This is a genomic window from Desulfoluna sp. (assembly GCF_030145185.1).
Classification (GTDB): Bacteria; Desulfobacterota; Desulfobacteria; order Desulfobacterales; family Desulfolunaceae; genus Desulfoluna.
Genome location: NZ_JAQYWB010000044.1, coordinates 25,801 through 51,209 on the forward strand (window position 1 = coordinate 25,801; position 25,409 = coordinate 51,209).

Annotated in this window: 23 protein-coding genes; 16 read left to right on the forward strand and 7 right to left on the reverse strand. The window is 50.3% G+C overall.

The annotated features are described in order from the left end of the window. The first annotated feature begins 121 nt into the window (after positions 1-121). A complete protein-coding gene (locus Q1Q75_RS14685) occupies positions 122-1,888 on the forward strand; it encodes an ABC transporter transmembrane domain-containing protein (RefSeq protein WP_300672147.1) in 1,767 nt (588 codons plus the stop codon). A gap of 174 nt (positions 1,889-2,062) precedes the next feature. Here the strand turns inward: Q1Q75_RS14685 and Q1Q75_RS14690 are convergent, their stop codons facing one another. Together Q1Q75_RS14690 and Q1Q75_RS14695 are read right to left on the reverse strand one after the other, a co-directional pair. Beyond that, positions 2,063-2,347 (reverse strand): integration host factor subunit alpha, encoded by a 285-nt coding sequence (locus Q1Q75_RS14690; RefSeq protein WP_300672149.1) that lies wholly within the window; start codon positions 2,345-2,347, stop codon positions 2,063-2,065. Positions 2,348-2,438: 91 nt separating this feature from the next. Beyond that, positions 2,439-2,765 carry a hypothetical protein gene (locus Q1Q75_RS14695; RefSeq protein ID WP_300672151.1) on the reverse strand — a complete coding sequence of 109 codons (327 nt, stop codon included), beginning with the start codon at positions 2,763-2,765 and terminating at the stop codon, positions 2,439-2,441. 752 nt (positions 2,766-3,517) lie between these two features. Here Q1Q75_RS14695 and Q1Q75_RS14700 point away from each other — a divergent pair. From Q1Q75_RS14700 to Q1Q75_RS14720, 5 genes are all read left to right on the forward strand, one after another. Continuing rightward, positions 3,518-4,228 (forward strand): histidine phosphatase family protein, encoded by a 711-nt coding sequence (locus tag Q1Q75_RS14700; protein ID WP_300672153.1) that lies wholly within the window; start codon positions 3,518-3,520, stop codon positions 4,226-4,228. Then, the gene (gene ttcA / locus Q1Q75_RS14705) at positions 4,221-5,015 is read left to right on the forward strand and encodes a tRNA 2-thiocytidine(32) synthetase TtcA (protein ID WP_300672156.1); all 795 of its coding nucleotides are present in this window, start codon (positions 4,221-4,223) and stop codon (positions 5,013-5,015) included. The genes Q1Q75_RS14700 and ttcA overlap by 8 nt, the downstream gene beginning before the upstream one ends. Further along, positions 5,012-5,518, forward strand: coding sequence for a cereblon family protein (locus tag Q1Q75_RS14710; protein ID WP_300672158.1), 507 nt, complete (start codon positions 5,012-5,014; stop codon positions 5,516-5,518). The genes ttcA and Q1Q75_RS14710 overlap by 4 nt, the downstream gene beginning before the upstream one ends. 69 nt (positions 5,519-5,587) lie before the next feature. Continuing rightward, a complete protein-coding gene (gene umuD / locus Q1Q75_RS14715; RefSeq protein WP_300672160.1) occupies positions 5,588-6,013 on the forward strand; it encodes a translesion error-prone DNA polymerase V autoproteolytic subunit in 426 nt (141 codons plus the stop codon). Between the two features lie 513 nt (positions 6,014-6,526). Continuing rightward, positions 6,527-7,165: an HAD-IB family phosphatase gene (locus Q1Q75_RS14720; RefSeq protein ID WP_300672162.1), complete on the forward strand. Its 639-nt coding sequence runs from the start codon at positions 6,527-6,529 to the stop codon at positions 7,163-7,165. Between the two features lie 221 nt (positions 7,166-7,386). Here the strand turns inward: Q1Q75_RS14720 and Q1Q75_RS14725 are convergent, their stop codons facing one another. Beyond that, entirely contained in the window at positions 7,387-7,566 is a 180-nt protein-coding gene (locus Q1Q75_RS14725; RefSeq protein WP_300672164.1) for a hypothetical protein, read from the reverse strand. Between the two features lie 533 nt (positions 7,567-8,099). On the opposite strand from Q1Q75_RS14725, the gene Q1Q75_RS14730 reads away from it, so the two are divergent. Beyond that, positions 8,100-9,368, forward strand: a complete 1,269-nt coding sequence (locus Q1Q75_RS14730) for a Y-family DNA polymerase (protein WP_300672166.1) — start codon at positions 8,100-8,102, stop codon at positions 9,366-9,368. A gap of 418 nt (positions 9,369-9,786) precedes the next feature. On the opposite strand, the gene Q1Q75_RS22630 is transcribed toward Q1Q75_RS14730, so the two are convergent. After that, entirely contained in the window at positions 9,787-9,969 is a 183-nt protein-coding gene (locus Q1Q75_RS22630; protein WP_366945223.1) for a phage integrase N-terminal SAM-like domain-containing protein, read from the reverse strand. 371 nt (positions 9,970-10,340) lie between these two features. Here Q1Q75_RS22630 and Q1Q75_RS14735 point away from each other — a divergent pair, with 371 nt between their 5' ends. The 6 genes from Q1Q75_RS14735 to Q1Q75_RS14760 all read left to right on the forward strand — a co-directional run bounded on the left by Q1Q75_RS14735 (position 10,341) and on the right by Q1Q75_RS14760 (position 19,530). After that, on the forward strand, positions 10,341-10,769 hold the full coding sequence (locus Q1Q75_RS14735) for a hypothetical protein (RefSeq protein WP_300672168.1): 429 nt from the start codon (positions 10,341-10,343) through the stop codon (positions 10,767-10,769). 89 nt (positions 10,770-10,858) lie between these two features. Continuing rightward, a complete protein-coding gene (locus tag Q1Q75_RS14740; protein ID WP_300672170.1) occupies positions 10,859-11,215 on the forward strand; it encodes a hypothetical protein in 357 nt (118 codons plus the stop codon). Between the two features lie 271 nt (positions 11,216-11,486). Further along, positions 11,487-11,651 carry a hypothetical protein gene (locus Q1Q75_RS14745; RefSeq protein WP_300672172.1) on the forward strand — a complete coding sequence of 55 codons (165 nt, stop codon included), beginning with the start codon at positions 11,487-11,489 and terminating at the stop codon, positions 11,649-11,651. A gap of 197 nt (positions 11,652-11,848) precedes the next feature. Next, a complete protein-coding gene (locus Q1Q75_RS14750; protein ID WP_300672174.1) occupies positions 11,849-13,405 on the forward strand; it encodes a right-handed parallel beta-helix repeat-containing protein in 1,557 nt (518 codons plus the stop codon). Between the two features lie 537 nt (positions 13,406-13,942). Further along, entirely contained in the window at positions 13,943-14,752 is an 810-nt protein-coding gene (locus tag Q1Q75_RS14755; RefSeq protein ID WP_300672176.1) for a class I SAM-dependent methyltransferase, read from the forward strand. 512 nt (positions 14,753-15,264) lie between these two features. Then, complete coding sequence (locus tag Q1Q75_RS14760) at positions 15,265-19,530, forward strand: M6 family metalloprotease domain-containing protein (RefSeq protein ID WP_300672178.1); 4,266 nt, start codon at positions 15,265-15,267, stop codon at positions 19,528-19,530. Between the two features lie 89 nt (positions 19,531-19,619). Here the strand turns inward: Q1Q75_RS14760 and Q1Q75_RS14765 are convergent, their stop codons facing one another. Continuing rightward, positions 19,620-19,907: a hypothetical protein gene (locus Q1Q75_RS14765; protein WP_300672180.1), complete on the reverse strand. Its 288-nt coding sequence runs from the start codon at positions 19,905-19,907 to the stop codon at positions 19,620-19,622. A gap of 639 nt (positions 19,908-20,546) precedes the next feature. Here Q1Q75_RS14765 and Q1Q75_RS14770 point away from each other — a divergent pair. Next, entirely contained in the window at positions 20,547-21,494 is a 948-nt protein-coding gene (locus Q1Q75_RS14770; protein ID WP_300672182.1) for an RDD family protein, read from the forward strand. Between the two features lie 391 nt (positions 21,495-21,885). Here the strand turns inward: Q1Q75_RS14770 and Q1Q75_RS14775 are convergent, their stop codons facing one another. Next, entirely contained in the window at positions 21,886-23,163 is a 1,278-nt protein-coding gene (locus Q1Q75_RS14775; protein ID WP_300672185.1) for a hypothetical protein, read from the reverse strand. A gap of 376 nt (positions 23,164-23,539) precedes the next feature. On the opposite strand from Q1Q75_RS14775, the gene Q1Q75_RS22635 reads away from it, so the two are divergent. Then, the gene (locus tag Q1Q75_RS22635) at positions 23,540-23,683 is read left to right on the forward strand and encodes an RtcB family protein (protein WP_366945225.1); all 144 of its coding nucleotides are present in this window, start codon (positions 23,540-23,542) and stop codon (positions 23,681-23,683) included. Between the two features lie 66 nt (positions 23,684-23,749). Here Q1Q75_RS22635 and Q1Q75_RS14780 read toward each other — a convergent pair whose 3' ends face one another. Then, positions 23,750-24,226, reverse strand: coding sequence for a MarR family winged helix-turn-helix transcriptional regulator (locus tag Q1Q75_RS14780; protein ID WP_300672187.1), 477 nt, complete (start codon positions 24,224-24,226; stop codon positions 23,750-23,752). 153 nt (positions 24,227-24,379) lie between these two features. Here Q1Q75_RS14780 and Q1Q75_RS14785 point away from each other — a divergent pair, with 153 nt between their 5' ends. After that, positions 24,380-25,189 (forward strand): bifunctional 2-polyprenyl-6-hydroxyphenol methylase/3-demethylubiquinol 3-O-methyltransferase UbiG, encoded by an 810-nt coding sequence (locus tag Q1Q75_RS14785; protein ID WP_300672189.1) that lies wholly within the window; start codon positions 24,380-24,382, stop codon positions 25,187-25,189. Positions 25,190-25,409: the final 220 nt, after the last annotated feature.

Below are 25,409 nucleotides of genomic sequence, written 5' to 3' on the forward strand. Positions count from 1 at the left end.
AACGAGCACAGTCCGGTATCGTTTCGGGGGGTGTGACTCTCTTGATTCTTCCATGCCATGCTTTTTTGTGTCGCATATCGCCTGCCGCCAGGGTGGGCAAAAGGTTTAATACAATACCATTATGAAATTTTTTCAGGAACTGATAACCGGCGAAAGGCATCGCAAGATCCTGGGGCTTATCCGGAACAACTGGATGAAGCTGGGGGTTGCCATGGTCTGTATGACCTTGATCTCGGGATCCACTGCGTCCCTGGCTTTTTTGATCAAGAACATTCTGGACGATATCTTTATTGCCCAAAATGGTGAGATGCTCAAGCTGGTCACCTTTGTCGTGCTGGGGGTTTCCCTCGTCCGTGGGGTGGCTATCCTTGGCAAAGAGTACCTCATGAACAACGTGGGGCAGGGAATTATCACGACCCTTCGTAATGAACTCTATGGAAGCATCCAGGATCTCTCTCTCTCCTTTTTTCAGAAGGAACGGACCGGGGTTCTCATGAGTCGCATTACCAACGACGTGACCCTTATCCAGTCCATGGTCTCCACCTCGGTGACGGCGGCCATCGAGCATATGTTCACCATTATCGGACTCACCGGGGTGCTCATCTATCGCGACTGGCAACTGGCGCTGGTGGCGCTGGTGGTGGTCCCGGTGGCCTTTTATCCCATCGTGAAGCTGGGGCGCAGGGTGCGCAAGGTGAGCACGGGCACCCAGGAGTCGGTAGGGGAGCTCAACACCTTTCTCCATGAGACCTTTGCCGGGGCCAAGATCATTAAGGCCTTTGGCCGGGAAGAGTACGAGAAACAGCGATTTTATAAAAGATCCTGGGATCTGTTCGGTTTTGAAATGAAGAAGGTCAAGGCCAAGGCCCTCTCCTCTCCGGTGACGGACGTCTGTGGTGGCCTCGGCATTGCCGCCGTGGTCTGGTATGGCGGTCATGGCGTGATCAATGGGACCTCCACCACGGGGACCTTTCTCTCTTTTCTTACAGCGGTCATGCTCCTGTATGAACCCTTGAAAAAGCTCAGCAAACTGAACAACACCGTTCAAGAAGGGCTGGCGGCGTTGGATCGTGTCTTTGAGATCATCGAAATGGAGCCGGAAATAAAGGATTGTGACGGGGCTGTGGCATTCACTCCGGGTTCTCATCGGGTTGCCTTCGAGAATGTGACCTTTTCCTACGGGGAAGAGCCCGTCCTGAAAGGCATCGATCTCGTCGCTGAACCTGGCGAGGTGATTGCCCTGGTGGGGATGAGCGGTGGCGGGAAGTCCACATTCATTAACCTGATTCCCCGATTCTATGAAGTGACCTCAGGCCGGATCGCCATTGATGGGATCGATATCCGCAAGGCCACCACAGAGTCTCTGCGTTCTCGCATCGCCATGGTCACCCAGGACGCCATCCTGTTTAACGAGTCCATCCGGGACAATATCGCCTATGGCAACAGTGACGCCACCTGGGAGGACATCGTGGCAGCGTCTAAGGCTGCCTATGCCTACAAGTTTATCATGGGCCTCCCGGAAGGATTTGACACACGCATCGGGGAATTGGGCAGTCGGCTCTCCGGTGGAGAGAAACAGCGCCTCTGCATTGCCCGGGCTCTTTTGAAGGATGCGCCTATCCTGCTGCTTGATGAGGCCACCAGCGCTTTGGATACCGAAGCGGAAAAGGTGGTGCAGGATGCCCTGGAAAATCTGATGAAGGGGCGGACCACCTTTGTGATCGCCCACCGTCTCTCCACCATTCAGCATGCGGATCGTATTCTGGTGATGTCTAAAGGGGAGATCGTGGAGGAGGGCAGGCACGAGGCCCTCCTTGCAAAGGACGGGGAGTACGCGAGGCTTCATTCCATGCAGTTTGCACGAAGGCGTACAGGCGAAAAAATGTAAGGGTCGGTGCAGGAAACGTTTTTGTGCCTGGTTCTTCGTTTGAGGCGTCGTTGCGTTCCATTAATGATAAAAAAGTAACGATTCGGTTTATGACGCCGCAGGCATGTGACGGCAAATAAAAAAGGCGACCCTTTTCGGGGTCGCCTTTTTTTGTATGGGGATCAGCGGTAAGGACTAATCGTCACCGTTGATTTTGTCGCGGAGTTTACCGGAACACTTGAAGGTTACCACTTTGCGGTCCCTTAAGATCATTTCGTCGCCGGTGGCAGGATTGCGCCCTTTTCTCTCACCCTTGGTTTTGATGCAGAATTTACCGAAACGGGAAATCAAAACATCCTCGCCCACAGCCAGGGTGTCTTTCATAATAACCAGCAGGTTCTCAATGATATCTACGGACCGCTGCTTGGAAAATCCCATTTCGCTTACGCGCATCACAATGTCGTTCTTTGTAAGTGTCATACCAACATACTCCTGAAATTTGTGCTACTTTGAATGCCCGGTGAGGTGGGCACTGGCAATACATTATGGTGATTTGAGGCATAGATTTCCCTTAATCAGGGTAAGTTCCGTGCCTGAAAATATAGTTAAAATAATAGTCGTCGTACCCCTCGTCGCTGGATGCGAGCTCTCGATCCTTTGCCTTGGCACCCATAGAGTTCTTCCACAAGTCACGGGCATATTCGAAAAGTACGGTTTTCAAAAGCTCAGGGTTGGGGGTGATTTCACAGTTGTTTCCAACGAATTCTCTGGTTCCATTGATAAGGATCCGAGTATTCCTTGCAAATTCAGTGTCATCGATCTCTCCGGACTCATGCATGGCATGGAAATCGGAGATCACTTTTTTGGCTGTCCCTTCAATGGCATCAATACAATTCATGGCTTTGCTGGCAATGTCCCTGTCTTGTGTGAATGTTTCGGACAAAAACAAGATATGTCCTTACACAAAGTTTTTTTAGATATACGGATACGTTACCCTTGTCAAGCCTTGAGTGCAAAAGATCGCCTTATCGTAAAAAAAGAGAAGCCTCCACGCCAGGCCGTTTTCCGAGCCCGGTGGCGTATTGACCGGTATCTGGAGAGCGGAGGCGGTGATATCTCGTTATATTACGAGGTGCTGGTGTGGCTGCTTTGCGCCGTCTTTTGTGCAGGCAAGAGCGACCGCATCGAATACGGCCGGTGAACCTTATTGTAAATGGTTGACCGGAGCAACCCTTGTGAAACATTTTATCACCGGAAAGAAACAAAATCGGTTCAGAAAATGATTGCCTGCGAAAACGACCCCACCCTGAAATGAGGTGGATCCAATTTCCTCATACCCACGAGTGGTTATATCGATTGAGGCTTATCTGTCAAGGGGTTTGTCCTGCATAGAGGAGCTTTGGGGTGGTCTGGAAGAAAAAAACGGGATGAAGCGAAGGGCAGGAGAGGCAACACGGGGGGAGGTGTGGCGGTAAAGGCATCGGTTCCGCGTTCTTAATTGTTTTATTCCATTCTTTGGTAATTGATTTCCGACTATAAAATTTATATGCTTTGGGGTTTGAAGTATTACGCGGACAAGGCCTCTGCGGATCCGGATCCGATGTCCGGCGGAGCCCTTCATAAAACATAACAAAATGGCATGGAGAGACTATGGGTGAAGAGGTTCTTGGACAGGCAACCGCTAAGGTGGTTCAGCGGCTTCAGGAGGAAGGGGTCACGAATCTGGTGCTGCTGATGCGCCATTCGGCACGTCATTACAGCGGTGATCCCCGGCTGGAGCCTTTTATGGGCTTGACGGATACGGGGAAACAGGCCTCCATCGCTTTCGGGCGGAGTCTTGGGGCTGATTTACCCGTGACGCCCTGTTCCAGTTATATCGGACGGTGCATTGAAACCGCTTATCTTCTGCAGCGGGGCAGCGGATGTTCTGAGGAGAGGCTCAATTCCCTGGAAGAGGCTCTCTCTCCGTTTTATGTCAAAGATTTTCAGCGTACCCTCGAACTGGCTCTGAAATATGAGTTGTCGGGCTTTATCAGGCGGTGGCTCGACGGGGACTTTCCAGAAGAGGTGATCGCCCCTGCCTCTGAGGCCGCGTCCGTCATGCTGCGTTTTGCTCAAGGGCATTTGGACGGTGACTCCCCGGGACTTACCGTTGCTGTGACCCACGATTGGAATCTTTTTGCCATCAAAGAGCTTGCGTTGAAATTACCCCATGAAACCTGGGGCAAGGTGGCGTACCTTGAAGGGGTGTTACTTTTTCGCAAAGGGGGGCGCCTCATGGCGGTCAACCATCAGCGAGAGCCCGTTGCTGTGGACTCCGCCCTCTTGACGTCCAGGGAGGCGGCTGCGGTTCATGGATGAGTCGAAAACGCGGAAGCAGCGTGATAAACTCAAGCGTCACCTCACCTGGCGTGTGGGCAAAGCCGTGCGGGCGTACCGCATGGTGGGGGAGGGGGACCGCGTGATGCTCTGCTTCTCCGGGGGCAAGGATTCCCTGACCCTGGTCGATCTGATGATCGCCTGGCAGCGGCAGGCTAAAGAGAACTTCGAGTTGGAAGTGGTGTTCCTTGACCATGGTTTCCCCGGATTCCCGGAGGACCTTCTGGCCCGGCACATGGCCACGGTGGACCTTCCTTTTACCGTGATTCGTCAGAATGTCTGGGCCACCCTTCAGGAGAAGTGCCCGGATGGGAAGAAAATGTGTACCCTCTGCGCGCGATTGCGGCGGGGAGCGCTTTATGCCCATGCGGCCGAGAATGGGTTTTCTCACATAGCCCTGGGCCATCACATGGACGATATGGTGGAAACCCTGTTCCTCAATCTCTTTTATGGGGGGATGATGAAGGGGATGCCACCGAAACTGACCACCCGCAAAGGCGACCTGACGGTGATTCGGCCCATGGCCTTTGTGACAGAAGGGGATGTTTTGCGATATCTTCGTCTGACCGGATACGAAACGGCACCGAAAGACCTCTGCGGCGCCGGGGAGAATGAAAAACGACGGGAGGTCAAGGAGATGCTGGCGGACTGGCGAAAGAACCATCCCGGTCGCGTGGAGAAGATTTTCCACGGGATGGGTCATGTGGTCCCTTCCCATCTCTCCGACACCTCACTTTTTGATTTTCATAAAGGAGCCGACGGCCCATGATGTCCACCCACTCACCTGCATCTGTCAGATCTTTCCCCATGGCCCCACCCGTGGACATCCCCTTTCCTGTTGAGGCCAGAGACTGTCCCAAAAAGCGAGGCGATCGATCCGGAAAGGCGCGGTCGCCAGAGATGCAGAAAGGAACGGCCACCGATGCCGTGGATCACAGCGGGAGCGGTTCGCGTCTCGTGTGCGCCACCTGCGGCTTTCCCATCGCCCGGGAGACCGATCGAATGGAGGTGGGCGGGTCCCACACCCACGGTTTTGCCAACCCCCATGGCCTCTACTTCGAGATCGGATGCTTTGCCTCCGCCCCCGGGTGCGTCGTCTCCCAGGACTCTTCGGCGGAGTTCTCCTGGTTCGCCGGGTACCGCTGGCGCCTCGCCGCCTGCCGAGGCTGTGACGCCCATATGGGCTGGCGCTTTGAGTCCAAGACCGGCTCTTTTTCCGGGCTGATCCTTGCCGCCCTGATTCGCCAGGAGGAGGGCGGGGCAAAAGACTGAGCGTGCTCGGCAACGGCTGAACCATTGTGAGATAAGGTATTGTTTTAATTCATAGAAGGCCCGATGGTGGTGCAGATCAGAAAGATCATGAAGGCAGAGACGGCCGTGGTGTGTGAGCGGCCTCTTTTTATGGGCAAGGTGGCAGCGGGGTTTCCATCGCCGGCCGACGATTACGTGGAAGGGACCCTGGATCTGAACACCTATCTCATCAAGCACCCTGCGGCCACGTTCTTTGTCCGGGTGGCGGGGGATTCCATGATCGGAGCGGGCATTCACCCGGATGATCTGCTTATTGTGGATCGCTCCCTGGAGCCCAGGGACCGCAAAGTGGTCATCGCCGTGGTGGGGGGCGACCTCACCGTCAAGCGGTTCCGGCGGCGGGGCGATCGGGTCTTTCTGGAAGCGGAAAACGAGGCGTATGCCCCCATGGAGATGACGGATGAAATGGGGTTTCAGGTCTGGGGTGTGGTGACCAGCGTGGTGCATTTGTTATAGGAAACGTTCTTTGTGCTTGGTTCTTCGTTCTTCGTTCGAGGAGTGGTTTCATCTTATAAAAAATATTGGTAACTCTCCAGCTTCTGTGAAATCAAAAGAGGCTCTGGTGAAAAGGCGTGAGACATGGGATCGCAAGCCTATCCTTATGTGGCGCGTTGTCAATGGTGTGGGGGATGATAGGTGTGCTTGCGCACCGTTTAACGTCCGAAAAGCATCTAACGCCGCATTCTGTGATAAGTGTTGAGACGGGGCCGGTGGTTTGCGTGACGTTGAACGGTGCGGGAGCCGCACCCTACGGGCTGAAATGTTTTTGCGAAACTTTTGTCAAAATGAGACCAGGCAGAGACAGGATGACGTCCTCACACTCCCTGCGAATGCGGATGCGTTTCCGCCCAAGGTTACGCCCCCCGAATCGCATTCGCATACCCGCTTTCAAGGTGGCTCACCTTGCCGCCGGAGGCGAGGTTTTTTTGCAGTTTATTTTTTTAAAGAAACACAACTGGAGGCAGTTTTTTGATACCGCGTATTGTTTTTTGTGATTTTGACGGCACCATTACGGAACGGGACGGCTTTGTGAGCGTGTGCCGTACCTTTGCCCCAGAGGCCGTGGAGACCTATCTCCCCGGCGTGATGGACGGCAGCCTCTCGCTTCGGGAAGGGCTCACGAAGATTCTGGAGACCATCCCCACCGATCAGTACCCGACCATGCTGGATCACTGTGAAACCGTCCCCATCCGGCCCGGCCTGGAAGCGCTCATCGACTGGCTGGCAGAAAGGGAGGTGCCCTTTGTGGTGATCTCCGGTGGGCTCAAAGGGCTGGTGCTGCGGAAGCTGGGGCCGCTGGCCGAAAAGGTGGCTGCGGTCTACGCCCCAGACGTGGCGCTCGACGGTCCTTTTTTGAAAGTGACTTCCGATTATCCGGGTGAGAAAGAGCTCCTGGCCAAGGCCGATGTGATGGCCGCGTATACGTATAAGGAGGCGGTGGCCATCGGAGACGGCATCACTGATTATAACATGGCCACCGTGGCCACCCGCGTCTTTGCCCGACGGCAGCTGGCCGAGTACATGGATGCCCAGAGCCTTCCCTTTTATGCCTGGACCGATTTCCATGCCATCCGGCAGACCCTGGAGAGGGTTTGGGATAAAAGCTGAAAAGCATGCCTCCGGCGGCAAGGTGGTGCCACCTTGAAAGCAGGTTTGCGAATGCGCTTCGGGTGACGCATCATTGCCAGCACCCGGGGTTTCCGGTTTGCTTTCAGAGGTTGATTTTAAGGAGGCCAGGGGATGATCCCCTGGACCCCAGGGCACCCTTATGTGATGGGTTGCCGGCGATGTGGGGGGATAAGAGGTAGGGTGTGCTTGCGCACCATGGCTCAACCGCAACGGCCAGGAAAACTCATGAACGGATACCCCTCAAGCAGCATAGAAATGGCAAAAGGCGTTGGTTTTCCAGGTAAATGGTGCGTACGCACACCCCTGACGGCATCCGCGATTGCGACGTCAATTGATTCTTTATGTACGTCAAGACCGACATACGATAAAATGGCTTCCATACCTGCCTCCATGATTTTGGCTCTGTGCGTTATTTTATTAATATAATGCATAATCCACGTTTTTCATGGAGTGCAGGTTCTTACTTGGCAATCATTATGTCTACGTGGTGTCACGTGGTGGGTTGTTTTCGTTAATCTGGCCGTCTGAAGTAGATTGGGCTGAATAGTTACCTGCTTTGTTCATCGCTTGTCGCGCCGTAGTCCATCGACGTTGGTCGAATGGTGACGCATAGACATGGTCGTAGGCGGACGTGTCACGGCGTAGCCGAAGGCGAAGACGGATTCCTCGGGCCAAATCATATCCGCATTTGGACCGACGTAAATCAGAAATATGTATTTAAGACCTGTTTGTTAAACTTTTCGAAAGTTTAGCCCCCGGCAGGGCCGCCGGAGGCACAAGCTGAATCGTCACCTGTTTTTTTCATAACAGATGGAGCGCAGCGACTCCTTGAACCAAGAACCAGGAACGAAGAACCAAGAACGCTCTTTCTTTTAGGCTTTTTCTTTTACGCTTTTTTTTTGGGATTTTCCCCATGTCACGTTTTGCCCTTGTGGACTGCAACAATTTTTACGTCTCCTGTGAGCGGGTGTTTGACCCGTCTCTGGAGGGGCGTCCTGTGGTGGTGCTCTCCAATAACGACGGCTGCGCCGTGGCCCGTTCCAACGAGGCCAAGGCCCTGGGCATAGGCATGGGTGCCCCTGTGTTCACGCTGGCTGAGACCCTGCGTCGCCATGACGTGGCGTGTTTTTCGTCCAACTATGCCCTGTATGGGGACATGTCCCGGCGGGTGGTCACCACCTTGGGGGAGATGGTGCCCGACCTTGAGGTCTACTCCATTGATGAGTCCTTTCTGGATCTCTCGTCGTTTCGCGCAGTGGATGTGGCGGAGCTCTGCCAGCGCATGGTGAGAACGGTGAAACGGAACACCGGGCTTCCCGTCTCCGCAGGGGTGGGGCCCACCAAGACCCTGGCCAAGGTGGCCGCGGGGCTGGCCAAGACACACCCCTGCCTGGCCGGTGTGTGTGATCTCACCGATGAGACCTGGCTCCAGAGGGCCCTGGCAGCCACGGACGTGGGCAAGGTATGGGGCGTGGGCCGGCGTTATGAAAAGTTTCTCAAGGTGCGGGGGATCAACACCGCCCTGGACCTGGCCGGTGCCGATCGAACCATGATTCAAAAACGCATGGGGGTCAACGGCACCCGCCTTCTGGACGAACTCGCCGGGATCAGCTGCTTTCCTTTAGAGACAAACCCACCGGCCCAGAAAGGGGTCGGTGTCTCCCGCACCTTTGCCTCAGGCATTGACGACCGGATCTCTCTTGACGAGGCGCTCTCCTCCTACGCCGAACGGGCGGCTGAAAAACTGCGGAAGGCCGGGCTCCGGGCAGGGGTGATGTCGGTCTTTGCCATGAGCAACCGATTCGATCGGAAGCATTTCTATTACAACACCGCCTCCGTGCGGTTTCCCACCCCCACCTCCGCCGCCTCAGAGATCATCAAAGGTGCCCTTTCGGCCTTTGATGAGATCTATAAAGAGGGCCTCCCCTTTAAAAAGCTGGGCATCCAGATGCGGGAGCTGGTTCCCGAAAGCGAAGAACAGCTCCTTTTATTCGATACCGTGGATCGAACCCGCTCCACGTCCCTGATGAAAGCCCTGGACGCCGTCAACGCAACCATGGGCAACCATACCCTGGGCTACGCCTCCTCCGGCCTCTCCGGCCCCAAAACCTGGCGCACCCGCTTCAACCACAAATCCCCCTCCTATACCACCCGCTGGGATGAACTTCCCCGGGTCTCCTGAAATTATTAACCGAAAAACCTCCGGCGGCAAGGTGAGCCACCTTGAAAGCGGGTTTGTAAATGCGAATTGGGTGGCGTTCTCTTGGGCTGTGGCGTTCGCGTGATGTGTGTGGAAACGTGTATAGAGGCTGTCTCCTGGAATTCTGATCACCCACCCATGGTTTATGAGGGCGTTGGCTGGGCGCGCCGTGCTCCGTCGCGGCTTTTTTCTTTGGGCCTTTCTTGGGCTGTGGCGATGGATCGGTTTGAAAGCAAAGGGCTGCTTAACCACGAATCACACGAAAAGCACGAACAGGACAGCATTCAGCCGCCCCAAAGAGATTTTATTTGTAACCATTCAGTTCATGCCACCCAATCGCCATACACCGGTACGGCAGGGCCGATGAAGACGGAATCCGGCGGGTGCCTGTCCCCTATAATTACTGAGTTGAAGAGGCGACATGATGCTCAACGGCGAGATGGGTCAGAAAACTCTCCACATCGCGGTGGTTCCGTTTCCTGGGATGCCGCTTTTCATGAAAATAGATGGATCGCTTGATCCACGAAATATACGTCTCTTCGGTTCGAATGGAATAATGCCTCGTACGGATTTTATCTCTCACAGATCAAGAAGTTTTTTTGGACTGGGATTCATATTCCACCTTGATTGTGGGATAATATTTTCGTATGACTCTTGTGAGGTATACACAGTGACAGTGATGGCGGGGATATAATTCGCCTTTTTGGGTAAGGTGCTGTTTTGTAGTGCAAAAATGTCTCATAAAACAAGTATTATCATTTATACGTGATTGTTTACCTGATAAAACCGAATTTCGGAGTTTTATGGCGCATGTAAACCATTTATTGAGCATTTTTGCATCATAAAATGAGTAGAGACTTTTTATCGCGTGTTTTTACTTCATAAAACCGGATATTTGGGTTTTATGAAGCGTTTTTGCATATTAATAATAGTTCGTTGCCCCAAGGATAGAGAATGGATTACTTAAAAGTATTCGAAACAAAATTGACGAAGCTTAATCCAGAAGAAGATGAGTTTGTTTTACAGGTTGATGACTTAATTGAATCCATTCATCAAGAACATCATGAAGAGCTAATACCAACAATTTTTTGTTTTTTTGAAAAATTCCCGTTAAATGACTGTGGGGCTCCTGGAACTCTCGTACACTTTATCGAGGATTACTATCCGAAATACAAACAACTGCTTTTAGATTCGCTTAAGCGAGAACCTGCGTATAATACTATTCTTATGGTAAATCGAATATCAAACTCTAATTTATCCAAAGAAGAACGACAGGAATATGAATCTGTTCTATTTAATGTAATAGAGGATGGAAATATTAGTGAAGAACTTCGTAATGAAGCTAAACATTTCATTGAATATCAATCGAAGAGGAGCCGCTAACGAATCGCTAAACTCGGATTGTCATAAGCCGCGCCGCTTCGCTCTGCGACTTTTGGCAACAGGTTCGCTCAAACGTTAGGCACTTAGATATGAAAATCCAAAATCTGGTTCAGAAGTTCCGCCAGGCAGCAATCGAAAAAGGTGAGTTCGCGGAGCCAGCCTCCAAAGATCATAAACTGTTCGATTTAATGGCAGGTTCATGGCGTGAGCTTTTTGCGCTCGGTGAAGAGGGCCAAGAAGCTTTTAAGGAACTCCTGTCTGACGACTCTCGGTTTGTCAGATGTTGGGTGGCCGGTCAATTACTCGGACTTGGAGATACGTCCGGCGTTGAGGTGCTTGAGGTTGACGCAGCTCAGGGTGACATTCAAGCATTCAATTCTGAAATGACACTTGGGGAATGGAGAAAGGGACGTCTCAGTCCACCTTTCCTAAGAGAAAAGGAATAGCAAAATGTTGGTGTGCCTAACCTGTCATTTCACTGGATTGGCTGGGCAGTGCCGCTTTTTGAAGTAGGGTGTTTTTATTAAATTTTTCTTGAATTCCCGTCTGTCGGTATCACCCGCCAGTCTGTGAATTCTTCGTTAAGCACATAAAAATATGACCTGGAAAAATAAATCATTGCAGTTTATTCAATATTTTCAGGGAAATATGGAATAGACCGAAAAAATTGATTGCTTTGACTTTGATCAAATAGAGAAAATTGATTGGCTCTCTTTATTGCCCAATAATGAAGATTTAGAGGTATTTTATCAAATATGTGGTGGTGCTTGGGAAGAGCCTGTTTTCAAATCGTTTAATGATTTTATGGATTATATTTTTACAGTAAATCACGAATTTAAAGAATGGGATGAAGCATTAAAAGAAGTACTGAAAAGTGCTTAACAATGCAAATTATCGTGCCGAGATAAATCCGAAACATTAGGATAAGGTCTAAAACCTTTGAAATTGGTTGATATTACCTAATGGGTAGCTCGTGTTCATATTGAACCTCTTTGTCCGGGGTTTAAAAATCCGGGCCGCCGCCAGGCATATTTTAAGCTGGTGGCAGGCTTCACCAGATACGCTAAAAAGGAAATGGCATGGCTCTTAAACGCTTAAAAACATTATTCAGCATGATCTGTTTTGTTTCATGGGTATTTTTTTTTACGGTTATGTCTGCCTATGCTTATGATCATGAACGTTATGTTGATATAACAAATGGAGCCGATACCAACAGTGGTATAGAACCCGGATCATCTGCATGGAAAAATTTTCACTTTGCTGTGAATAAAATTAATAATGACAACTCGATACTATCCTCGGAAACGGTTATTTTATATGTCGCGGCGGGCACCTATCCCGCAGCAGGGGCCGGTATGCTAAGTCTAAGAATTAAAAGAGACAATTTTACTATTAAAGGGGAAAATCGGGAAACAACCATCTTGGAAGGAACGGGTGCAGACACGGCTTATTGGGTTGACGGCATTGTCATTATGCCAGGGTATAACAATGCTTTAATTGCAGATCTTACCATACAAAATTTTTCGCCTCATCCTTACAATGGTTCGGGAGTAAAGGTCGATCAGGGTACCGGTTACAAAATCTGGAACTGCATTATTAAAGGATGCAGATACGGAGTTTTTGTAACAACCACTTCCAGGGAATCATCACCGGATATTGAAGAACTGCTGATTTGCGATAATGATTACGGAATATATATTGATGCCTATTCATCACCGGTCTCACCCACCGTGACGGAATGTTCTATTTATAACCATACATCATCGGGTATTAAAATCATTACGCAGTTCAGCGGAAACTCTTCGGCATTAATTGACGATAACCGGATCTACAACAATGCAACCGGGATAGAGCTAATGGCGACCGACGGGGACATAGAGCCGCAGATCAAACATAACCGCATATACTCAAACAGTAGCTATGGTGTATATAGCTCTGCGACCGGCGGAAATTTATCCCCTGTTATTAAAGCCAACCGCATCTATAATAATCCTACAGGAATTTATGTCACGGCTGATAACTCTTTTACCTCCGATCCTGAGATCGAAAATAATCTGATATATGATACCACGTCAGTGATGGCCGACGGTATCTCCCTTGAAAGCGGTTCTTCAACCGGTGGCAATGTAAATGCGGTTTTATCCCACAATACAATCGTTGGAGGCAGCGGCAGCAGTATTAAGTTCAACAAGCTGTCAGGTACATTAACAGCTTCGGTTAAATATTGTATTATATCCGGAGCTGCGGGATTTGGTATTGAAGATATTGCATCAACATCCATTGCTGTAGATTATGTGGCAGCTTACAATAACGTCAGCGGCAACTTTTCCGGCGGTATAACAGAAACAAACACCGTAACAGCCGATCCTGATTTAGAGAGTGATTTCAGTCTGAAAATTACATCTCCCTGTATTGATGTTATTCCAGGCACGGTTACAGATGCTGCGGATGAGGATTTCGCAGGGATATCAAGGCCACAAAAGAAATCTGATAGCGGGCAATTGTACTACGATATAGGTGCTTATGAATATCCGTATAAGCCATGCGACGTTGTGATACCAGATATACCTAACGACGATGCAGTGCCTGATGATACTGATGATATCCCATGTTTTATCGGGACTCTGCATAGATAGCAGGCGGTTTAATAAAAAATAGAAAAAAGGGTAGCATCTTTTCAGCATTTTTTTATCAAAAGATGCATAGCCCATTGATCCTTAAATTAACTACCGTGTGTTAAGATGTAAATAGTCTAACCCTTCTAACGAATCACGATCTTATCCGGTTGTTGAATAAGCCCGGTTTTCACAGCGCTGTCTGGGATAAGGAGATATTTTTTTTTGACCAGGAGGGAGCAAGCGTGTTTTGAAAAACGCGCTTATCTCAGGGCGTGCAGGATCATTAGCCTTCAAAGAGGCTTAAATGAAATCGTTTGAATGTCTCACAAAACGCGTGTCTTCTTTCCGTAGAAGTGAGTTGCCGCTTCAGCCTTTACCGGACTACTACCCTGGCCCTGAGAGGGTGTGACAAGTCCAACTACGCCCGTGTCTGTGCGTCATCATTTGACCAACGTTAATGGGCTACGGCGCGACAAGGTGGCATACCTTCCCGCCGGAGGCTTTTTTTTTGCGCTGAATCGTTACAAGGGTTTTTACCATATCAAGAGGTAAGTAATGGACATGAATTTATATATGCAGAGTCTTTTGGTCGCTAATCCCTTGAGGGAGTCAACCCTTCGTACAGTGATTGAGACGTTACAGCTTCCTCTCGGGAGCAGCGGATTGGATGCGGGGTGTGGAATCGGTCTTCAATGCATGCTTTTGGCCGAGGCCGTGGGAAGCACAGGGCATGTGACTGGGCTTGATATATCTCCGGAGCTCCTGAATCGTGGCAAAGAGATTGTGAAAGAGGCGGGTCTGTCAGAAAGGATTTCGTTTCAGGTCGGGGATGTAACCAATATTCCCTTTGATAATGAAACCTTTGATTGGGCATGGAGTGCCGATTGCATTGGATATGGTCCCTGGGAACCGCTGCCTTTATTGAAAGAGCTATCACGTGTGGTAAAACCCGGTGGAATGGTAGCCATCTCTGGCTGGTCTTCTGAGAACTTGCTGCCTGGATACCCTCGGTTGGAAGCTCATCTAAGATCGACATCGGGTGGCATGGCTCCATTTATACATGGGAAGAGTCCAAAGACGCATTTTTTACGGGCACTGAGTTGGTTTCGGGAGGCAGGGCTAAAGGAACCCAATGCAAAAGTATTTGCAAATAGTTTCCATGCCCCGCTTCGTCGAGACATACGCAATGCCCTGGTTGATCTTTTTACGATGCGTTGGCCAGAGGGAGAGCTTGAGCTCTCATCCGAAGACTTGGAAGAATTCCGGAGTTTGTGCCAACCGGAGTCGCCAGGTTTCATTCTGAATCTTTCAAACTATTATGCATTTTTCACACACACACTATTTTGGGGTAAAACGCCCGCGTAAAGTCTCTGAAAAGGAGAATGGCAATCCAACGAGCTGGGTCGTATGATTCGTCGATTTCCATGGTTTATCCCGTGGATGGGTTGGGTTTTAGTGCGATGGGCAATCCTTTCTTATGTGATGCACATTAGAACAGGAGGGAAACCGGGACGGCCTTCTTTTCCTGGACGTCGGTCTGATGGCGTTTGGGGTGGAGAGCGCAGAGCGACTGCAAAAATACCGTTAATTTCTTTACCATGCGGGGCCTGACGGTTTTCTGGCGCGGTACCAGATGAAGTCCGCAAAAATGCAATAAGGCGACTGAAAATAAATTGATTATTGGTCTGCCCCCAATTGACTGGATGTTTTGGTGAACACCCTGTAAAATCGATTCTATTTTATTCAACCTGGAGGATTTTATGCATCACCGGTGTGCCGCCCTTGTACTTTTCCTCGGATGTCTCCTGATTGTTCGTCCGGTTCATGCGGCTCCTCCCTCTGTTGCAACAACGGGAACCAGGGTGGGATTGGTATTGATGGCCCAGTTTCCCGACTGCCCCGGCGATGTATCCATCACCCCGGCCGAGATCGATGCCTTTTGTAATGATCCGGACTACACCGGCTTCGGTAATGCCACCTCCGTTTATGGGTATTTCAGGATCCAGTCCAACGGGCTCTTGCGATACAATAATGTGGTTACGGCCTATTTTACGGCCTCCCAGGATCGTGGTTATTACACCGACACTTCAATTCGGTTTGGTACACGCGCCAAAGAATTGATCCACGAGGGCCTGTCGGCCTTAAAAGCAAAGGGCTTTGATTTTTCTCAATGCGATGCGGACAACAACGGCGTTCTGGACGGAGTCAGCCTTTTGTATGCAGGCAATTCCGTCAACCGCTGGGGCGAAGGCCTGTGGCACCATAAATCGAGCTCAAGTTGGGCCGGGTTGTCCGGAGAGGGCGTCAGTCCGAGTTTTCAATATCAGATCAGCCCGATTGGAACCGATTTGTCGATCGGGACCTTCTGCTTTGAAAGTGCGCATTTGATTTGCGGTTTTCCGGATCTGTACGCCTATGACGATAATGCTGCGGACATTGGTAATTACAGCCTGATGGGTGTCAGTGGGACAAAACATCCGCGTAATATCGATGCCTACTTGAAGATCCATGCCGGTTGGGCCACGGTTCAGGATCTGGATGCATCCACCCATGTGCGCGGGGTGGTTTCGGTGGACAACAACACCTTCTACCGCTTTCGGAACCCCAGTGCTCACCAGGAGTATTTCCTTCTTTCAATGCGAACAGATGCAGGTTACGAAGGCCCCTATGGGGGTGCCTCCTCCAGGGTGAATCCGGCCAACGGGCTGGTCATCTGGCATGCGCGGGAAAATGGGTCAAATACCTACTCGAGCATCGTTAGCGCAGCCAGTCCGGCGGCCGACTATTCGAAACCCTATGAGCTGATGGTTGTCGAGGCAAACCCAGGTTCCGGCACGACACCCTGGTACGATGACCCCAATCCCGGCACGAACGATGCGTATCATAGCGGCGATGTGAGTCATGCATCGGACGCGACAACACCGGCCCTTAATTTCTGGGACACAGCCACCGGTCGGACCACATCTTCACAGATGGATGTGAATACCGTCAGTGCCCAGGGCGAGGCCATAAGCTTTGTCGTGGGTTCAGGAGATGTGACGGGAGCCGCCGGTATTGGGCTGACTCCGACAGCCCTGACCGCCTCGTGTGATTACGGAACGGATGCACCCCCCCAACGGTTTGCGGTATTTAACAGCGGTGGCGGTACGCTTGATTATACTATCTCAGAATCGCTGCCATGGTTGAGCCTGGATGTCGGTTCCGGAACGGCCACCACAGAGCCGGATTTTATCACGCTGACCTATGATACGGACTCTCTGGCTGCCGGAAATTATGCCGGCACCCTTACCGTAACGGATGCCGGCGCAAGCAATAGTCCGCAGACCATTCATGTCGCCTTAATCGTCAATGCCCCGGTCATTCTTGCCACAAGTACCCCGTCCCTGGACAAGTCACTTTCAGCAGGGACGTCGGTGACGGACTCGTTCAGCATCGCAAACGATGGCGGAGGCACACTCCGCTACACTCTTTCTCAATCATCTCATTGGTTTACCCCGGGCAGGGCATCTGGCACGGCGACAGCCGAAACCGATGAGATCCAGGTAACCTATGATGCCTCCAACCTCGTTGATGGTGCCTATCGGGACGATATTACGGTTAGCAGCGCAAACGCCGGGATCCCATCCCAAACAATCACGGTAACAATGAACGTGACCGGAGGGGGAGACCTCATCGTCCAAAGTCCTGAAGGCGCTGAGACCCTGTGGCAGGGCAACCGGCACGATATCACCTGGGTGACGAATGGTGCGGTAACCGGTGATGTGAAAATTGAATTGTACAAAGGGGGCGTGCCGGACAGCACAATCGTAGCCAGCACTGTCAACGATGGGTTCTATCAGTGGCTTATCCCCGACAACCAGGCGATAGGGACGGACTACCGGATTCGCATCACCAGTGTGGATAATCCGTCAATAAACGGTGAGACTCTTTCCGATTTTGCCATAGCCGCCCTGCCTCAGTTTATAGATATCCCTTGCAGTGAGGGGTTTGAAGCCGATTTGGGTGATTGGATGCAATCCGAAGGTGATGACTTTAACTGGCTACGGCATAGTGGCGGGACGCTTTCAAATTCGACAGGCCCTACGAATGCTCCGAATGGTTCATTCTATATTTTCACTGAAGCATCGCACCCAAACTCTCCTGGTAAATCCGCTCGGCTGGAAAGCGCTTTTGATCTGCGGAATGCGGCAGCACCGATGCTGTCCTTTTATTACCATATGTATGGTGAAACCATGGGGACCCTGGCGGTTCGCGCCAGCATCGATCAGAGCCATTGGACGACACTTTTTTCCCAGGCCGGTAACCAGGGCAACGCCTGGCAGGAAGCCCGTGTCGATCTGTCTCAATTTGCGGGTCAGGTCGTCCTGATCCAGATCGTCGGCATCACAGGCAACAATTATTTCAGTGATATGGCATTGGACGCCATAGGCATTGATGAATCGCTAAAAACACTGACCTGCGATACCCGGATATTCACCGAAAACAGTGCCGATGACGGCTCGATTTCACATGCCATAGCCGTCACCCTTGCAGGTGATACTTTTACATCATCGGTTGTTTCCGGTGATCATGTGACGGCAGGCAATGTTCCCGCCGGTTTGACGGCCGCGTTTGTGCGTGACAGTTCAACCCAGATCACCGTCACGTTGAGCGGCAACGCCATCAGCTGTGGTAACAAAGACACGGTCTCCGATCTGCGGATACAGTTCACCGACGGCGCATTTTCATCGGGCGATGCCTCCGCCATTGCGGGCCACACCCAAAGCCTGATGATTGATTATATCGAAATCGATGGATACCGTTTGCTGTCCGTTACAAAGGCCGGTATTGGCCTGGGAACGGTGACCAGTGAGCCCGCTGGTATCGATTGCGGCAAGGATTGCTCACAGGCGTTTTTCAAAGGGGCGACCATCACCCTTACAGCAACCGCCGCCGACGCCTTTTCCCGGTTTGCCGGATGGTCCGGGGGGGGCTGCACCGGCACCGGAAACTGCGTCGTAAACTTAACCGGTGATACTGTCGTGACGGCCATTTTCGATGCCGACGACCGTGATGGCGATGGGATCCCCGATCACCTCGATGCCTTTCCTGATGATGCGGATTACCATAACGATGGGGATAACGATGGAATGCCCTCTGTCTGGGAGACGCGCTATGGACTGAATCCAGCCATTGATGAGGCCGGACTTGATGCAGATGGTGATGGCCTCAGCAATTTGAATGAATTTATCAAGGGCACCGATCCCCGGGTTGTAACCAGCGGACCGGGGGTGGCGGAACTTGAAGCCCCGGATGATTTTGCAACACAGCAGGCGCTGACGCCCACATTAGAGACGAGCTATGCGGCAACAGCCTCAGCAGACGCCCATGCCAAAACGTGCTGGCAGATAGCTGGAGATCAAGAGTTCACGCTGGAGGTGTTTAGGGTCATTTCTCCGAAATTTAGAACCTGGGCCACGGTGCCGCTGGGCATACTGGATGCAGAGACAACCTATTACTGGCGTGCTCAGTATATTGATACGGAGGATATAGCCTGGTCATGGGCCGCGTATCGATCTTTTGACACCCAGGTTGCAGCAGACCCGGACCATAACGGCAATGGCCTGCCCGACAGCCAGGAGGTGCCGGCCGGCCATTCTCTGGATTTGGATCAGGACACCGTTGATGATTTGACCCAGGCAGACATGCATTGTCTGAGGTTGCAGGCAGGCAGCGCGCAAACCTGTCTCAAAAACGGCGATCATGTGCTTGCCGTGAGATCCTTTACCCATAGGGACGCGAATGCCATTGAAGAAGAGCTTGGTCGGCCGGCTGATTTGCCAGTCGGCCTGTTCAGTTTTGGGCTGCGGACAGATGACCCCGGCGCTGTTGTCTCGGTAAGGATGTGTTTCTCCGAACCTTTGCCGGTTGATATGGTGTGGTATACATACGATTCGATCAATGGGTGGTCTGATGACAGCGCACATGCCACCCTCAGCGACGATGGCCGATTCGTAGATCTTAAGCTTATGGACGGTGGCTACGGGGATGCCGATGGTGTTGCCAACGGCATTGTCGTCCACACCTCGGGCCCGGGAAGCATCATCACCAGCAGTGGCGGATGTTTTATAGATACGGCATCCGGTTTTAACCGACGCATGTAGCCTGTCTTCTGGTTCCCCTGATTTCTCAAGAGGCGTCTTATTTTTCACAGATTGTTTTTGTCAGATGATTTTATAGGGTAGGGTGGCCCTTAGTTCGGATAATCGCTGCGCAGCGGCGGATTTTTCCATGCCGCCTGATGGGCGGGGTGTTGGAACGTTTGGCCGGTGGCTGGTTGCAGCAGAGGATCGCCCGATTTACCTGTGTAGTATGCGCGGGGGGATCCCGCAATATCCTGATGGAAATTGTGATGAGCCGACTGCAGGGTACTTGCCGGGGCGTTATGGAGGATTTGATCGTTAGGGTCCGCAACCACAATCGCTGCCGCGAGAAGGATGCCGAAGAGTGGCAGTATTGTTTTAATCGCTGGTCGAAGCATCGTGTTTATTTCATTCCTGTGTATCACCACGTCATCATCCTATGCGGGAAGGTGACGGTGCGTTGATTGATTGATGGTAAACGGTGACTGAAGAACAGGCGAAAACGTATATGGAATAGTGGCGTTTGGCAAGGTGACAATTCGGTTCGGTACGGCTGTTAGGGCGGCTCGATGGCTTTTTCTGGAAAAGGGGCCATGTCCTCTATATGTGACCTCTTGTTTAACCCGGATATTTCATGAGAAAACAATCAAGATTAAGAAATAATCGGTAATTACAGCCCTTTATAGTAACATTTTCAGTCGTTTCAAAAATGGAAAATGTAATCCACAGTATTCGGTTTGATTTTCTCACCCTTCGGGCGAGCCGGGTTAGTGTGTCGTTCTTGTCTTGGTTTAGTACTTATGATAAATCAATGTTTGGGCATAAAAACGACAATTCCAAACCAGGCTGTACCTTAGCCCGGACATTTCATGAGAAACCGCAATGCAAAAGTAAATACATCTGCAGCTCTGGTGCCTTGAATATGAATGCACTCGACTCGTGAAATATCCGGGTCAGCCGGGAAAGTTCTTCCATAACAGTGCAAATGTTTGAAAAATTTTGACTTTATATATCCTTTTAAAATAAGGAAGGATGAAATGAAATGTGAAATTTCAGGCTTTTGGGGAAGAGTCGGTGCATTTTTTGTCGATTCAATTCTTTTAGGTGTCTTTGGCCTTCTTCTTGGACTGTTCTTTTCTCAACAATTTGTTGCGCTGGGTGGATGGGGTCGAGCGGTCGGTTTTCCCATTGCAGCTCTTTATTTTGTGATATTGAACAGCCGTCTCGGTGGTGGACAAACAATCGGGAAAAAAGTCTCGAAGATTAAGGTCGTTGATAAAGACGGTGAACTTCTAAGTTTGCCCAGGAGCACTCTCAGATATTCCGTTTTAGGTCTTCCCTATTTCCTGAATGGTGCCATAATTTCAGAATCAATTTTATACCCTTTTGGTTTCTGTGTTTTGTCATTGCTGGTCTTTGGTTTTGGCCTTTCAATCATTTATTTGTATGTTTTTAACCGTCGCACTCGTCAGTCGTTACATGACATTATCGCAGGTACGTACGTCGTTCGCACAAACACTGAATCCGTCGAGGCCATAAAACAAGTTTGGGCGGTGCACTACGCGATCTGTGGCCTCATGATTGTGGTCTCCTTATTCGTTCCAGTATTTTTGGGGCAGTTAAGTCAAAATGAATTTTTTAAAGAGCTTACAAAGACCAGAGAGCAAATACAAAATGTCCCGCAAGTCGTTTACGCCACGATTCAAGAGGGCCAATCAACTTTCAGCCAAGTAGGGGGTGAATCAAAAACAACCACCTATTTAAGTGCTCAGGCTTTTATAAAGACCCAGAATATTGAAGATGAAAAGCTTGCTTCTGAAATCGCAAATATAATGCTAAAAACTCACATGAAAGCAGTTAAAAAAAATCTCATTCAAGTTGTTCTCTCCTATGGCTATGACATAGGAATCGCTTCGAAATGGAGTAGGCATAGTTACTCATTCTCTCCAGAGTACTGGCTGGACAAGAAGGGCCAGGAGATCTAATGAGCGACGATTTTATCCGGTTGTACGACAAGCCCGGGCAGGCCTCTGCTCGGATTTGAGACCGCCCTTCCACCCTGTGACAAGGTGGATTGCCTTGAATTTAAAGGCACCCGGCTCGCCCGAAGGGAGAGAAAATCAGACAGAATACCGTGGATTACATTTTACATTTTTGAAACGACTAAAAATATGACTGCAAAGAACTGTCATTATGAATTGTTCCTTGGCTCTGATTGTTTTCTCATGAAATATTCGGGTTAGGGCTCGGTCGAACAATAATGATACACACTGCGGTGTTGGCCGTTTGGGCGGTGATAATGATTCACCGATTTTACACATATAGAGAAACTATGGCGCACATCAAAGCGTGTATATTTAATTTCAGGAATGGCCCTTACTCCATCGTTTCTATAATATCGATACTGCGAAGCAAGGGGTCTGTTTTAGAGCGAACCGGCTTCCCGCTGATCACCTTTGGCGGTGGATAAAGGGAGAGTAATGCCATGGCTCTATTTACTTCGTCAGGTGAAAGCCGTAACCGATTTGCAAGATATTGCCTGATCTCATTTTCAGAGCGAAGCGAACACTCCGAATCGAACCGGAGCCCTTTTAAGGCATCCATAGCTTTCTTCTGAGACTCGTCCGGCAACATGGGATAAACAGCCGCCTTCTCTTCCTCGCGAATGGTCTTCTCTGATTCTTCCCAGGCACGATTGATTCGGGCAATTTCTGATAGGGCTTTTTGGGCTAATGCCTTGCTTTTTTCCTCATAGGGCCTGCCTTTGACCAAAAGCACATGCCCCCATTCGGCAAGGGCTTTGATATCCTCGGCACGCACAGGTCTGTCCGGGGGCGGGTCAGATACCAACTCGTCTTTCGAGAGCTGCGTGACCCAGAAGCCATCCACCCTGGAGGGAGCGGGCTTTTGTCCGACAAGGGAGAGAGGAGGAGCGATCAGGGTATTCCAAGTGGCCCCTACGGCGGGCAGAAGAATGGCATTCATGCCCAAATGCCATGTCCCCACCACCGCAGAATCAACCATGTAATAGGCTGGAACACCCACCGCACCGATCGCTGTCCCAACGGCTGCTCCGCCAAGTCCTACAGGAATGCGGATAATGGTATCGACCGTTCCCTCCAGAACGGCCCACGGATAGGCAAACCACCAGCCGAAAACGCGCTTTTCCGTTCTCTTTTCTGCTGCGGACCAATATTTGCGCCACGCTCTGGGCACCCCCTTGATGGTAAACTCTTTCAAGGTGTCATCATACGCCCAGTCAAAAAAATCACCGCTTGTCTCAAAGAGGGTCTGATATTTTGTTGCTTGCCCGTATTCAGCAAAACTCTGTCCGGCCTTATTCACGTATGTCTTCACTCTTCTTGCAGGCCAGACGTATCCCGGAACGATCCAAATGTCATACCACGTGCCCACATGGTCTTCTATCTGGCCCTTGCCAATGAGTTGCCCTTTTTGTTTCATGGAGAGAAAATAACAGGGATCTTTCATATCGGTTTTAACGGCGGGTGCTCTCATGCTGGAACACCCCAGGGCAGATATCATCATCGCTGCGGCAACGATCCACTTTACAGATTGCATAGCTTTTCCTGCGCTCCAAAAATCACATAATAAGTGTAACGGTTCAGGTATGCCTCCGGCGGGTCGTTTTTTCAAAAAAAGCTCTGCAAAAAAAAACTTACCCGTTGAGTCGAAGGCTTATGGCTTAACGACGGGTAGCGTTTTATGAGCCTGATCGTATCAGGTTTGAGAAGCCGTGTCATAATAAGCAAATTTTCAAATTTAAGACGGCTGATTGATCATGACTGAACCTTGACAACCCAAGAGCCGACAGAGCGTGTCTGTCCCTTTCACTGATCATAGCCCGAAGGGAGAGAAAATCAGACAGAATACCGTGGATTACATTTTGCATTTTTACAAACGACTGAAAATATGACTGCGAAGGACTGTCATTACGGATTATTCCTTAGTCCTGATTGTTTTCTCATGAAATATCCGGGTTAGAAGGCAAGATGTCAAACTAAGGAAAGATATTGTTAAACAAAAGCTGGCAGATATCAAACAGGAGGCACCTTTTGCGTATAAACGCATAACCCCGGTTATTGAAACCCTTTTCGGATCAGGTATTGCGAAACCCGTCGCTGAATTGGAACCATTGATGACGATTAAAGGGTGATTGATCCCAATGGGATGGCCCGCACTTTTTGCCTGGCCCTGTGAACTCTTCTGTTTTTAAAATGAGCTAAAAATTGAAAAGCTCGGCCATGCGTTCGTCCATTATGCCCTCAACAACGGACAGCACCATGACCGCTGTGACGATTTGTGCATCTGAAAAGTCATCCAGGCGGTTCAATAGCTCGTTGAAGTGGCGTTGGTGAAATTCTTCATGCACCTTAAACGCATCTTTGCCCATTGGAGTGAGAAAAATCAGGGTTTCTTTTTTGTTGTGGGGCGGGGCCTGTTTTTTTACCAAGCCTTTTTTTACCAGTTTGCCAGCCATTTGGGATGCAGCACTCCGTGTCACGCTTAGGATGCTGCCCAGTGTGTTGATATTTACCCCTTCGTTGTGGCCGACGGCCCGGATGAACTGGAGTTCTCCTGGGTTCAGCGCAAGGTCGTTGCCTATGGGGACCCGGAGTTTTTCAATACGTATATGCTTGTCGATAATGCGTCGTATCTTGCCGGTCATATGACGGATGCTCTCTTCTTTTGAATTCATTCCTTTTTGTAAAGCAACTTGACTCTTTATTCAAGTGGTGTGAGCGTTTTATTGTAAATAGTCCGTTCAATGCTATTGTTTCCACTTTATTTTGTTAAGTTGCTTGACATTATTTCCGGAGTGCCTATTTTTTGGAAAATGAAAGGAGAAGAGATGGAGAATCAAAAACTACGAGATATTTGGGACCAAAGAGCTGAAATTCATGCTGCCGGAAAAGAGGCCAAAGCACAGGACCCTATGTCAACATTGTATCATGACAGCTGGTGGGGCTATATTCAGCCTCTTTTGTCCGAAATAGCCCATGGCAGGATACTGGAAGCCGGTTGCGGGACGGGGCGGTGGGCCGAGCACCTCGTTCCTATGGGATTTGATCTGGTGCTTTCGGATTTCTCCCCCAACATGCTGGCCAAGGCCCGGGCCTATGCCGAGGAAAAAGGCTTTGCTCATGGGGTCTCGTTTGAGGCATTGGATGTCTGTGACCTTCATTCCCTTGAAAGTGACAGCTTTGATATGGTCATCTCAACCGGTGAGCCCGTGTCCTTGTGCAATGATCCCGGACAGGCCATTTCAGAATACTGTCGGGTTGTGCGGCCTGGGGGATACGTCCTTTGCGACGCCGGAAACAGATACCGAAAAGCCTATGATAGTTTTGTCCGGTCTCCCTCAGGACGGGCTGCCCAGATCATTGAGACCGGTGACTATGAGATGGACAACAATATGACCCTTCACCTTCTGGGGCCTTCCGAATTAACCCGGATTTTTGATGATCTGAACATGGAACTGCTCACCTTGGCGGGCATAACGCCCATGTTTTCCTTTCCCCCGAATGAGCAGCAAAAAAAAGCCTTGGAAGATGAGGCAACATACCAGGCCATGGTGAAAATAGGCCGGGAATATGCCCGGCGACCGGAGATCGTTGCTTTGAGCAACCGATTGATTGCCGTGGCCCGCAAGCTGGTTTGATCTTTCTATCTGCTGGGGGCTATGAAGATGCCTTGTGCGAATGAATCGAGAGACTGACATTCTATGTTTCCATTTCATCCTGAAAGTCATATAAAGCGCACACTATTCGGTTGCCACTCCCAAGTACTTTAAGAACAGCCTATCTCTGGCCACAGATTCGGTGGACCATCGATAGTTGCCCATGACAGTCTGCACCTTTGTGGTTTCGATGCAGTCAAAC